9 protein-coding genes are annotated in these 11,348 nt (G+C 73.1%); 4 read left to right on the top strand and 5 right to left on the bottom strand.

The window, feature by feature from the left end; all coding sequences use genetic code 11:
* Window positions 1-1,242 (bottom strand): NAD(P)/FAD-dependent oxidoreductase, encoded by a 1,242-nt coding sequence (locus tag KPL60_RS07715; RefSeq protein WP_226365378.1) that lies wholly within the window; start codon window positions 1,240-1,242, stop codon window positions 1-3.
* A 204-nt stretch (window positions 1,243-1,446) separates the two neighbouring features.
* On the opposite strand from KPL60_RS07715, the gene KPL60_RS07710 reads away from it, so the two are divergent.
* A complete protein-coding gene (locus KPL60_RS07710) occupies window positions 1,447-3,030 on the top strand; it encodes an acyl-CoA carboxylase subunit beta (protein WP_374228610.1) in 1,584 nt (527 codons plus the stop codon).
* Complete coding sequence (locus KPL60_RS07705; RefSeq protein WP_308016691.1) at window positions 3,027-3,308, top strand: acyl-CoA carboxylase epsilon subunit; 282 nt, start codon at window positions 3,027-3,029, stop codon at window positions 3,306-3,308. The genes KPL60_RS07710 and KPL60_RS07705 overlap by 4 nt, the downstream gene beginning before the upstream one ends.
* On the opposite strand, the gene KPL60_RS07700 is transcribed toward KPL60_RS07705, so the two are convergent.
* Window positions 3,241-3,570, bottom strand: a complete 330-nt coding sequence (locus tag KPL60_RS07700; RefSeq protein ID WP_226365377.1) for a hydroxyisourate hydrolase — start codon at window positions 3,568-3,570, stop codon at window positions 3,241-3,243. The genes KPL60_RS07705 and KPL60_RS07700 overlap by 68 nt on opposite strands.
* A 281-nt stretch (window positions 3,571-3,851) precedes the next feature.
* Here KPL60_RS07700 and KPL60_RS07695 point away from each other — a divergent pair, with 281 nt between their 5' ends.
* Entirely contained in the window at window positions 3,852-6,725 is a 2,874-nt protein-coding gene (locus KPL60_RS07695; RefSeq protein ID WP_226365376.1) for a BTAD domain-containing putative transcriptional regulator, read from the top strand.
* 136 nt (window positions 6,726-6,861) lie between these two features.
* Here KPL60_RS07695 and KPL60_RS07690 read toward each other — a convergent pair whose 3' ends face one another.
* Both KPL60_RS07690 and KPL60_RS07685 read right to left on the bottom strand, forming a co-directional pair.
* Complete coding sequence (locus KPL60_RS07690) at window positions 6,862-7,608, bottom strand: Crp/Fnr family transcriptional regulator (RefSeq protein ID WP_226365375.1); 747 nt, start codon at window positions 7,606-7,608, stop codon at window positions 6,862-6,864.
* A 163-nt stretch (window positions 7,609-7,771) separates the two neighbouring features.
* A complete protein-coding gene (locus KPL60_RS07685) occupies window positions 7,772-9,265 on the bottom strand; it encodes an MFS transporter (RefSeq protein WP_226365374.1) in 1,494 nt (497 codons plus the stop codon).
* 78 nt (window positions 9,266-9,343) lie between these two features.
* Between KPL60_RS07685 and KPL60_RS07680 the strand changes: the two genes are divergently transcribed.
* Window positions 9,344-9,955 (top strand): TetR/AcrR family transcriptional regulator, encoded by a 612-nt coding sequence (locus KPL60_RS07680; protein WP_226356803.1) that lies wholly within the window; start codon window positions 9,344-9,346, stop codon window positions 9,953-9,955.
* 18 nt (window positions 9,956-9,973) lie between these two features.
* Here KPL60_RS07680 and KPL60_RS07675 read toward each other — a convergent pair whose 3' ends face one another.
* Window positions 9,974-11,179: an NAD(P)/FAD-dependent oxidoreductase gene (locus KPL60_RS07675; protein ID WP_226356804.1), complete on the bottom strand. Its 1,206-nt coding sequence runs from the start codon at window positions 11,177-11,179 to the stop codon at window positions 9,974-9,976.
* Window positions 11,180-11,348: the final 169 nt, after the last annotated feature.

The raw sequence follows: 11,348 nt of genomic DNA, 5'->3' as shown, positions 1-11,348 counted from the left end.
TCAGGCCGTGGGGTCGTAGACGCGCCGCTCCTCGGGGAGCCCGGCGTCGTCGTAGAGGGACTGGAGGCCCTCGGGGGAGAAGATCTCGTGGTCGGGGACCCCGCCCGCGATCCAGCCGAGCATCGCCCGGGTCCACTTGTCACTGGACCCGGCGGCCTCCAGGACCGCCTGGAAGAAGGGCGGTAGCTCCGCGAGCTCGGCCACGGTGGTCGTGTAGTCGTAGAGCACCGCGGTGTCCTCGTCGCGGCGCTTGCCGTACTCCGCGAGCGCCGCGGAGGGGTCGGTCTCCCCGGACGCCGACCGGGTCACCGCGTCCGCGAGCATCTCCGCCTGCAGGAACGCGTCGGTGATGCCCCAGCCGGTCAGCGGGTCCTTGTGGTAGCCCGCGTCGCCGACCAGCGCCCAGCCCGGGCCCGAGGCCTGCCGGTAGAAGTTGTCCGGGTACCGCATCGGGACGAGGGGCTCGAGCGCCCGCCCGCGGTCGCGCATCTGCTCGCCGAGCTCGGGTGCGACATCGTCCAGCACGGCCTGGAAGTGGCGCGGCACGTCCTGGCGGAACTCGCGCAGCAGTTCCTTGCGGCCGATCACGGCGACGAGCTGGCCACCGTTGGTGGGCCAGGTGCCGGCCCAGGTGCCGTGGTGCCCGGTCCGGTGGTGCAGGCCCCAGTCGTCGAGGCCCTCGAAGTAGGAGTAGTAGGTGAAGCCCGCGGCCGGACGGACGTTGTAGGTCTCCGCGTCGACGCGCTTCGCGACCGTCGAGTGGGCACCGTCGGCGCCGACGACCAGGGCGCCCCGGAACTCGCTGTCGACACCGGAGGCCGAGCGCCCCCGCACCCCGACCACGCGCCCCTCGTCCCAGATCACGTCGGTCACGGTGAAGCCGTCGACGACCTCCGCTCCCGCCCGGCGCGCGGCGTTGACCAGGATCTCGTCCAGGACGACCCGGCGCGGGCAGTAGACCGCGTCGATCCCGTCGACGGGGTCGGCGAAGCCGATCATCGTGACGTCGCGGTGGGCGTAGTGCATCGACCGGGACGCGGGCGTGCCCGCGGCGACGACCTCGTCCAGCAGGCCCCACGCCTGCAGCCGCGCCAGACCCGCCTGGTGGAGGTAATGGGTCGACACGGTGTCCGAGGGCAGCGCGGCGCGGTCGAGGACCAGCACGCGGTGGCCGCGCCGGGCCAGCAACATGGCCAGCGGGGACCCCCCGCACCGGGCTCCCACGATGATCGCGTCGTACATGCTGGTGCTCCTTGTCGGTCGAACGCCGGGCGAGCTGCCCGAACGGGTTCCGGTGCAGTTGGTACGCATGCCCGGCACGGGCGGCCGCTCAGAACTGCGCGTCGACGCGGACCGCCGCGAGGCTGCTCAGAACTGGGCAGGGCACCGGACCGCCGCGTCCTAGCGTCGGTCTGCGCGAACCGTGCAACCGAGAGGAGCGGCCCCGTGACCGTCCTGAAGAACCGTCCGCCCGACCGTGCGGCGCCACCCACCCTGCGCGGACTGGTCGAGGAGCTGCACCGGCGGCGGGAGGCCGTCGTCGCGGGCGACGCCGAGGCCACCGCCCGGCAGCACGCACGCCGCAAGCTGACCGTGCGCGAGCGGCTGGACCTGCTGTTCGACGAGGGGTCGTTTGTCGAGGTGGAGGCGATGCGCCGGCACCGGGCGAGCGCGTTCGGGATGGACCGCAGGCGCCCCGAGACCGACGGCGTCGTCGCCGGGTGGGGCACGGTGCACGGGCGCACGGTCTTCGCCTACGCCCACGACTTCCGGATCTTCGGGGGCTCGCTGGGCGAGGCGCACGCCGAGAAGATCCACAAGGTGATGGACCTGGCGCTGTCCGCCGGCGCCCCGCTCGTGTCACTCAACGACGGGGCCGGCGCGCGCATCCAGGAGGGGGTGACGGCCCTGGCGGGCTACGGCGGCATCTTCCGGCGCAACGTGGCCGCCTCCGGGGTGATCCCGCAGATCAGCGTCATGCTGGGTCCGTGCGCGGGCGGGGCCGCGTACTCGCCGGCCCTCACCGACTTCGTGTTCATGGTCCGTGACGTGGCCCAGATGTTCGTCACCGGGCCCGACGTGGTCGCCGCGGTGACCGGCGAACAGATCGGGCACGACGCCCTGGGCGGCGCCGACGTGCACGCGACGACCGGCGTGGCCACCTTCGTGCACGACGACGAGCGGTCCTGCCTGCTCGACGTCCGCCACCTGGTGGCGCTGCTGCCCGCCCACGGGGACGAGGCCCCGCCCGCGACACGGGTCGAGGACCCGCCCGGGCGGCTCTGCGAACGGCTCCTGGACCTGGTGCCGGCCGACCCGTCGAAGCTCTACGACATGCGGGAGGTCGTCGAGGAGATCGTCGACGACGGCGAGCACATGGAGCTCCACGAGTTCTGGGCACCCAACGTCCTGTGCACCCTCGCGCGGATCGGCGGGCGGGTCGTGGGGATCGTCGCGAACCAGCCGCTCGTGCAGGCGGGCGCACTCGACATCCCGGCCTCGGAGAAGGCGGCCCGCTTCGTCCGCACCTGCGACGTCTTCAACATCCCGCTGGTCACGCTCGTCGACGTGCCCGGGTTCATGCCCGGTACCCGCCAGGAGCACGGCGGGATCATCCGGCACGGCGCCAAGCTGCTCTACGCCTACTGCGCCGCCACGGTGCCCCGGATCCAGGTCATCCTGCGCAAGGCCTACGGCGGGGCCTACATCGTGATGGACTCCCGCTCCATCGGGTGCGACGTGTCCTTCGCCTGGCCGGGCAACGAGGTGGCGGTCATGGGGCCCGACGGGGCCGCCAACGTCATCTTCCGTCGGGAGATCGACGCCGCGGACGATCCGGAGGGCGTCCGCGGCCGGCGGACGGCCGAGTACCGGGAGGAGCTGGTCCACCCGTATTACGCGGCCGAACGCGGCCTGGTGGACGACGTGATCGACCCGCGGGACACCCGTCGGCTGCTCCACCGGACGCTGGAGATGCTGCACGACAAGCACGTCGGCGAGGCCGCCCGGCACGGGAACCCGCCGCAGTGAGCGGCCGGCCGGTGGTCGATCTGCGAGTCCTGCGCGGTACCCCCACCGACGACGAGCTGGCCGCACTCGTCGCCGTGCTGGCGGCGCTCACCCCGGTGGCACCGTGCGTGCCGCGCCGGTTCGCGCCGCGATCGGCCGCGCGCTCGCGCCGTCGCGGACCCGGACGGCCCGCGCGCGCGGGCCGGGCGCCGTCCGGCAGGCGACCGCCGCTCACCCGGTCTGGCCGGCCCAGACCGCGTACCCGTGCGGGGCGATCTGGAGGACGACGGTCCGGGTGACGCCGGGACCGACGGTCCCGGCGTTCACCGTCACGTCGTCGGTCGTGCAGCGGACCCCCTGCGCGGCGAAGTAGCGGCGGGTGTCGAGGACGACGCGTACCGCTCGGCGGTGCCGGTGGGGCGCCGCGCCGGTCAGCACGCCCGAGCCGTCGGTCAGGGTGGTGTGGACGACCTCCCACCGGCCGCCCACCTCGTGCTCCACCCGGGCGTGCAGCTCCACGGCCGGACGGCCGTGGAGCAGGTCGTACACCTGGACCGTCACCGACACCGGATCACCTCTCCACATGGGTGAGTCGGTGCGACCGTTCGGCCCAGGGGGGACGAGGCGGGGCGGGCGGACCTGGGGAACAGGGCGACGTTTCGTCCGATGTGCACCACTCGTTCGTGGACTTCTGTAGACGATCTCTCTACTGTCGGTGACGGTTTCACGACGGATCGCGGCAGTGGCCATGGGGGGCGTCGGTGCGGCTGAGGGTTCTCGGTGCTCTCGACGTCCAGCGCGTGACGGGTGACGTCGTCGATCCGGGAGGTCCACGACTCCAGGTGGTCCTCGCATGCCTGCTCCTCGAGTGTCCGGCGGCGGTCTCCACCGAACGTCTCGTCGACGCGGTGTGGCCGGACGCCCCGCCGGCGACGGCCCGCAGCCAGATCCAGATCTGCGTCTCGCACCTGCGGCAGCGCCTGGGGACGAGCAGCGCCCGGATCGTCACCCGGCGGTCCGGGTACGCGCTCGAACCGGGCGGGGCCGAGCTGGACCGGCTGGAGTTCGAGCGCGCCGTCGACCGCGCCCGCGAGCTCGTGCGGTCCGGCCGGATCGCGGAGGCGGTCACCGTCCTGCGCGGGTCGCTCGACCTGTGGCGGGGACCCGTCGTCCTCCCGGAGATCAGCAGCCCCGTGGTGCGTGACCGGGCGGTGGTGCTCGAGGAGAGCCGCGCGATCGTCGTCGAGGAGCTGGCCGCGCTGATGCTGTCGGGGGGCAGGCACTCGGAGCTGGTGCCGCTCCTCAGCCGCGAGATCCTGGACTACCCGCTGCGCGAGCAGATGCGCAGCCAGCTCATGCTGGCCCTGTTCGGGGCGGGCAGGCAGGCCGACGCGCTGCGGGAGTACCGGCGCGCCCGTGACGTGTCGATCGCCGAGCTCGGCATCGAGCCCGCGGAACCGCTGCGCTCCCTGGAGGCCGCGATCCTGCGCGGCGACACCTCGCTGCTGCAGGGGCAGTCCCCGGCGACGACCCCCGCACCGGCTCCCGCGATGCTCCCGGCGGGCGTCGGTGACTTCACGGGACGGGCCGACGCGGTCCGGGACATGCTCGCCGCGGTCCACGGGGGAGCCCGCAACGGGACCGGCGCCGCGGTGCTCGTCCTGTCCGGCCACGGCGGGGTCGGCAAGTCCGCGCTGGCACTGCACCTCGCCCACCGCATCGCCGACAGGTTCCCCGACGGCCGGTTCTACGCCTCGATCGGCAGCGACCCGGCGGGCACGGACCGGGCGCTCGAGCGCTTCCTGCGCGCGCTGGGGACACCGCCCAACTCCATCCCGGAGTCGGCCGAGGAGCGGCAGGCGGCCTTCCACGAACGCATCGCCGGCCGTTCGGTCCTGATCGTCGTCGACGACGCCACCATCGAGTCCCAGCTGCTTCCGCTGATCCCCCCGGACTCGTGCGGTGCGCTGATCGTCACGAGCAGACGCCGCCTGACCGCGCTGCCGGGGGCGACCCGATTCGAGATCGGGGCCTTCGACCCCGCCGAGTCGCTGGCGCTGCTGGAGCGCATCCTCGGGAGCGAACGCATCCGCGCCGACCCCGACGCCGCGAGCACCCTGGCGCGGTACTGCGGGCACCTCCCGCTCGCGGTGCGGATCGCGGCGGCCCGCCTCGCGGCTCGGCCGCACTGGACCCTGCGTGCCATGTGCGCGCGGTTGGCAGACGACTCGGCGCAGCTGGACGAGCTCCAGCACGGGGACATGGCCGTGCGGGGGAGCCTGCTGCTGACCTACGAGTCGCTGGCCCCGGAGACCCGCCGGCTGCTGCGGTTGCTGTCGCTGCTCGACAGCCCCCGGATCGGCGGGTGGACGTGCGCGGTGCTGCTGGGCTGCGACGCCCGCACGGCGGAGGGCCGTCTCGACGAGCTCGTCGAACTGCACCTGCTCGAGATCGTCGCGGTCGACGCGGACGAGCCGCTGTCCGGGCAGTTCCGGCTGCACGAGCTGGTCCGGCTCTTCGCCCGGGAACGGGCGATGGCCGAGGAGACGGCCTCCGGGCGCGTCGAGGCCATCACCCGCGTCGTGCGGGCCTTCCTCCGGCTGGTCGAGCAGACCCACCTGCACGAGTACGGCGGGGACCTGCTGCTGCGCGGCGACGGTCCGCGGACGGTGCTGGACAGCCGGATCACCGACCGGCTGCTCGCCGAACCGCTCGTGTGGCTGCGCCGGGAACGGGCCGCTCTGGTCGCCACCGTCTCCCAGGCGTCGGCCCTGGGGCTGCACACGGAGTGCTGGTCCCTCGCGGTCACCGCGGTCGTGCTGTTCGAGGCCTACGGGTTCTACGACGAGTGGCGGTCCACCCACCTCACCGCGCTGAGCGCGGTGGTCCGGGCGGGGGACCGTCGCGGCGAGGCGGCGGTCCGCTACTCGCTCGGGTCGCTCGAGCTGTTCGAGCAGCACTACGGCAGTGCGCGGGCCGACCTCGACCGGTCCTCGGCGCTGTTCGCCGAGCTCGCCGACGACTACGGCGGGGCGCTCGTGGGTCGCAATCTCGCCATCCTCGACCGGCTCACCGGGGACTACGACCGTTCGGGTGCGCGATCCCGGGCCGCGCTCGCGGTCCTGCGTTCGCACGGCGACCACTCCGGTGAGGCCCACGTCCTGGCCAACCTGGCCCAGCTCGCCATGGACACCGGCCGGGTCGACGAGGCCCTGGCCGTCATCGAGGGCGCCGCACGCGCGGCGGAGGACCTGCCGAACCGCAGGCTCGCCGCGCAGATCACCCACCGGCGCGGGCTCGTCCACCTGCGGCGTGGCGAGGGCGAGACCGCGGAGGCGCTGTTCGGCGAGGTGCTCACCTTCGCCCGCGCCGTCGACGACCGGTCGGCGGCGCTGCACGGGATGGTCGGGTTGGGCGAGGCACTGGAGCTGCGAGGTGACCCGGTCGCGGCGCGGCGCTCGTTCGAGCAGGCCGCCGCGCTCGCGGCGACCCTGGGCGAGAAGCGGATGCGGGCCCACGCGCTGCTCGCGATCGGTCGGCTGGACCTGCGCCTGGGCGACCGTGTCGCGGCCGCCGCGGCGGCGGTCGAGGCGCTGCGGGTGGTCGAGGGGAGCGGCCTGCCGCTGCTGGAGCAGCGGTGCCGCTCCGCGTTGGCGGCGGCGCGTGCGGACACCACCCCCGGAGGGGCGGCCGGCGGTGCGCGGCCGCCGACCTGACCCCGGGGGCGGCACCGTCAGTCCCAGACCGTGTTGCGCGGTCGTCGCGGGGCGGTGACGGTTCCGGTGGGAGTGTGCGTCATGACCGGCTGGCTCCTTCGTGGTGGTGGCGACCGCGTCCGGCGGTCCGGAGCGGTCAGCCGGCGTCGGCTCGGGCGTCGAGGTAGAAGCGGAGGGCCGCCGGTCGCACCCGCAGGACGCGCCCGGTGCGGAACTCGACCGCTCCCGCCTCCTCGAAGCGGCGCAGGAAGTACCCGATCCGTGACCGGGTGGTGCCGACGATGTGCGCCAGCTCCTCCTGCGTGATGCGGTCGTGGATGGTGACCCCGACGGGCCCCGGGCGTCCCAGCCGGTCGGCGAGGTCGAGCAGGGTCACGCCCAGCCGTTGCTCGCTGTCATCGGTCACGAGGTGGCTGATCGAGGTCTGCTGTTCGGCCAGCCGGCCCGCGAGGTGCTGGATGAGGTGCCGGTGGAGCACCCGTCCGTCCAGGGCGCGGAAGAGCGACTCGGCGGAGAAGCGCAGCATGTCCACCGGGTCCATCGCCACGGCCGTCTCGGTGCGTGCCCCGTCGAGGAGGGCGAGCTCGCCGACGACCTCCCCGGCACCGTAGATGCGGAGCAGGCACATCTTGCCCGACCGGGAGTGCACGATGGTCTTCACCCGTCCCGCGAGGACGAGGTAGATCGACTCGTCGGGATGCTGTCCGCGGTAGACGGTGCTCCCCCCGGCGAACGACGTCCGTGTGTAGGAGAGCTGTCCTCTCCGGACGAGGTCGCCGAGCAGTTCCGGGAACTCCGTCCGGGCCGTCGTCCCGGTGTTCCCGGGACGACGGCTCGGCAACGGTTCCAGCTGCCCCACCATCACCTGCGCGAGGTCCCCCACAGCGCCTCCATGGCGTCTCGGACTCCTGCCCGGTCTGGGCGGTGAGTTCGGTACGTCCGACGGTAGGTGTGTGGGCTATCGGGGCCCTATCGAGTTGTATGTCCGGTACGGGCCTGATGGTGACGATCGGGTGTGTCCGGTCGTCGCACCCGGGCCGGGCCGGTCAGCTCCTGCTGCGCAGCCCGAGCACGATGGCCACGGCCATCACCGCGGAGAGCACGGCGCTGACGAGCCCGATCGTCGAGAGCGCCGAGGTGAACGCCTGGGTTCCGGCCGCGACCAGCTCCGCGCCCTCGGCACCGGGCAGCCCCCCGGCGGCCTCGACGGTGCCGGCGAAGGTGTCGGTGCCACCCGCGACCGGTGCGTCCGCGAGCTGGGTCCGGTAGATGAACGTGCCGAGCGCGCCCAGCACCGCGACACCGAGCGCCATGCCGAGCTCGGTGCTGGTCTCGGAGACGGCGGCCGCGGAGCCCGCCTTCTCCGGCGGGGAGGACCCGACGATCAGGTCGGTGCCCAGTGCGATCAGCGGACCGCCACCGGCGTAGGTCAGGCTGAAGCCGACCACGGCCACCCACAGGGCGCTCTCGGGGCCGACCGTGGCGAGCATCAGGTGCCCGACGATGGAGATCAGCAGACCGCCGGCGACGATGTGCGCCGGGGCGAAGCGGCCGGCCAGGGCCGGTGCGGCCATCGAGGTCACGATCAGGCCGAGCGCCGCGGGGAGCAGCCAGAGGCCGGCCGTCATGGGGGACTGGCCCTGGGCCAGCTGCAGGTACTGGGTGACGTAGAGGTAGGTGCCACCGGCGACGAACATCGCCATCAGCATCGCCACCGCCGCGGTGCTGAACGCCGGGCTGCGGAACAGGGTGAGGTCGATCAGCGGCGTGGTCAGGCGACGCTGCCGGCGGGCGAAGACGTAGCCGAGTGCCGCGCCGACGACGATCGCGACCGCGGCGACGACGGTGTTGCCGCCGACCGCCAGCTCCTTGAGGCCGTAGACGACGGGCATGATCGCCCCGAGGGACAGGGCGACGCTCACCAGGTCGATCGGGTCCGCCTCCGGGGCGCGGTACTCGGGCAGCAGCAGCGGCCCGGCGACGAGCAGCAGCACCATGACCGGGACCGCGATGAGGAAGACCGATCCCCACCAGAAGACCTGCAGCAGTGCGCCACCGATCACCGGGCCGAGTGCGATGCCGACCGAGAACATGGTGACCCACAGCCCGATGGCCATGCCCCGCTGGCGCGGGTCGACGAACATCGCGCTGATCAGCGACAGCGTGGAGGGCATCAGGGTCGCGCCGGCGATGCCCAGGGCGGCCCGGCTGATCAGCAGTGCCTCCGGCGTGGTGGCCAGGGCGGCGACGATCGACGCGACGCCGAAGGCGGCCGCACCGATGAGCAGCAGCTTCCGGCGCCCGATGCGGTCGCCCAGGCTGCCCATCGTGACGAGCAGGCCGGCGATCATGAAGCCGTAGATGTCGATGATCCACAGCATCTGCTGTGCCGTGGCGCCGAGGTCCAGGGTGATGGCCGGACCGGCCAGGTGCAGGACGCTGACGTCCATCGAGACGAGGAGGGTGGGCAGTGCCAGTACCGCGAGGCCGAGCCATTCGCGGGTACCGGCGCGCTGCTCGCGAGGCGCGACGGTGGTCATGACGGGACTCCTTGGGGAGATTTGGCGTACCATCGGTACGTACGAGGAGACCGTAGCAGATTCACATACCGTCGGTACATGAGTTCGGGAGGGTTGATGACCGGAGTGCGGATCCGGCAACGGGAGCAGACGCGGAAGGCTTTGATCCACGAGGCGCGGACGTTGTTCGCCCAGCGTGGCTACGGCGCGGTCGGGCTGGCCGAGATCGTGGCCGCCGCGGGCGTCACCAAGGGCGCCCTCTACCACAGCTTCGACGGCAAGATCGGCCTGTTCCGCGAGGTCCTGGCCCAGGTCCAGGCGGAGGTGGCCGAGCGGGTGTCCACATCGGTCTCCTCCGATGCGGACCCCTGGACCTCGTTCGTCGCCGGCTGCCGGGCGTTCCTCTCGGTGTCGAACGACCCGGAGCTGTCGCGGATCATGCTCATCGACGGGCCTGCCGTCCTCGGCTGGTCGGAGTGGCGCCGGCTGGACGAACAGACCTCCGCGCGTCACCTGGCGGAGTCGCTGCAGCAGCTCGTCGACGACGGGGTGATCGTGTCCCAGCCCGTCGAGCCGCTGACCCGGCTGCTGTCCGGCGCGATGAACGAGTCCGCTCTGTGGCTGGCCGAGTCCGGGCGCGCGGGGGACGGGGACGCGGTCTGGGACGCCTTCCACGGTCTGCTGTGCTCGCTCCGCGAGCGCCGGCTGTAGCCGGACGCAGACGCCCTATCAGGTTCCTCCGCCGGACCGTGCGCGTCGTAGGGAGGCCGATGGGCTCCGTCCCGGCTCAGGCCCGCGTGGTCCGGTGGGCTCCCGGCCGGTGATCAGTGCGAGGAAGCCGTGCGGGCTGTCCTCGCCGAAGAGGAGTCCCTGGTTGCGGTCGGACTCGGCGGCGAACTCCGCGCTGCGGGGGAACAGCGCACGCTCGTAGTCGTCGAGCGCCGCGTCGGTGTCGCGGGGACGGGCGGCGATGGCCCTGCCGAGCTCTGCGCCGTCGAACATGGCCAGGTTCGCGCCCTCCCCGGCGAAGGGGGACATCAGGTGTGCGGCGTCGCCCAGCAGTGTGACCCCGGGGACCCGGTCCCACCGGTGGCCGATGGGCAGGGTGTTGATCGCACGCAGCACCGGGACGGCGTCGGTCTCGGAGATCAGCGCGGTCAGCTCGGGGGCCCAGCCGTCGAACTCGGCGACGGTACGCGCGACGACGGCTGCCCGGTCGGTGGCGTCGACACCGTCGATCCAGTTCAGCGGTTTGGCGAGACCGACGTAGGTGTGGATGACGTCGCCGGCCTCGCGATGGACCATCAGGCCCCGGCCGGGCTCGAGAGCCGTCATGGAGCCGGTGCCGACCACGGCGGCGCTGGTGGCGTGACGACGGTCCACGTCGTGCAGGAAGGTCTCCACGAAGGAGATCCCGGTGTAGCGCGGTCGGGCGTCGCTCACCAGGGAACGGACCGTGGACCAGGCGCCGTCGGCCCCGACGAGCAGGTCGGTGGTGACCGTGTCGCCACCGGCGAAGCGGACCTCGTGGCGGCCGTCCCCGAGTGGGGTGACGGCCGTGACCTTGTGGCCCCACCGGATCGTGTCCGCGGGCAGGGAGTCGAGCAGGATCCGCCGCAGGTCGCCACGGAGCACCTCGGGCCGGGTCCCGGTCCCGTCGTCGGGCTCGTCGAGCAGCGCGGAGGCGTGACGGTCGACGACGCGGGACGCCTCACCGCCGACGTGGATGATGCTGCGGAACTCCTCGGTCAGGCCGGCCGCCTCGATCGCGAGCTGTCCGTTGTACTCGTGCAGGTCGAGCCGGCCGCCCTGGGTGCGGGCGTCGGGAGAGGCCTCGGCCTCGTGGATCGTCGACGCGATGCCGTGCACGTGCAGGACGCGGGCCAGCGTCAGGCCGCCGAGGCCCGCGCCGATGATCGTGACCGGATGTCCCATGACGTTGCCTCTCGTGGGCGGCGTGCTGCCGGAGTCGGCTCTGCCGGTACGTCGTACCACCACCATCGGTACGACGTGTCGACCCTGCCGCCCTGCGTCACCGGGGCCGGCGTGCGGGTCCGGCTCCGCGACCGCCGGGGGAGTGTCCGACGGTGCGGGCCCTGCGTCG

Source organism: Pseudonocardia sp. ICBG162 (assembly GCF_020496225.1).
In the GTDB taxonomy this organism is placed as follows: Bacteria; Actinomycetota; Actinomycetes; order Mycobacteriales; family Pseudonocardiaceae; genus Pseudonocardia; species Pseudonocardia alni.
The sequence above is the reverse complement of the archived record's forward strand: the minus strand, read 5'-3'. Positions and strand labels throughout refer to the sequence as shown.

What these genes read in the sequence shown, in the direction of transcription:
- KPL60_RS07715 (WP_226365378.1), bottom strand. Translation starts at nt 1,242, where the DNA reads ATGTACGACGCGATCATCGTGGGAGCCCGGTGCGGGGGGTCCCCGCTG.
- KPL60_RS07685 (WP_226365374.1), bottom strand. Translation starts at nt 9,265, where the DNA reads ATGACCACCGTCGCGCCTCGCGAGCAGCGCGCCGGTACCCGCGAATGG.
- KPL60_RS07680 (WP_226356803.1), top strand. Translation starts at nt 9,344, where the DNA reads ATGAGTTCGGGAGGGTTGATGACCGGAGTGCGGATCCGGCAACGGGAG.
- KPL60_RS07675 (WP_226356804.1), bottom strand. Translation starts at nt 11,179, where the DNA reads ATGGGACATCCGGTCACGATCATCGGCGCGGGCCTCGGCGGCCTGACG.